The organism is Lacihabitans sp. CCS-44 (genome assembly GCF_024343735.1).
In the GTDB taxonomy this organism is placed as follows: Bacteria; Bacteroidota; Bacteroidia; order Cytophagales; family Spirosomataceae; genus Leadbetterella.
Genome location: NZ_RJUE01000033.1, coordinates 1 through 300 on the forward strand (window position 1 = coordinate 1; position 300 = coordinate 300).

Annotated in this window: 1 protein-coding gene; it reads left to right on the forward strand. The window is 46.7% G+C overall.

Going from position 1 to position 300, the window contains the following annotated elements; genetic code table 11:
* A partial coding sequence (locus EGI26_RS07185) for a SprB repeat-containing protein (protein ID WP_255077350.1) occupies nt 1–300 on the forward strand: 300 nt, incomplete at both ends.

A 300-nucleotide genomic window follows, 5' to 3' on the forward strand; every position in this document is an offset into this window, starting at 1 on the left:
GAGCGATAGACTTAACGGTAAGTGGCGGAACGAGTCCATATACATACAATTGGAGCAATACAGCCACAACACAAGATTTAACAGGCTTAGCAGCAGGTACGTATTCAGTAACCATCACTGATGCGAATGGCTGTCAAACGACTGCGAGTGCAACGATAACGCAACCAGCAGCGGCATTGGCACAAAGCTTGACCCAAACGAATGTATTGTGTTTTGGCAACAGCACAGGAGCGATAGACTTAACGGTAAGTGGCGGAACGAGTCCATATACATACAACTGGAGCAATACAGCTACAACAC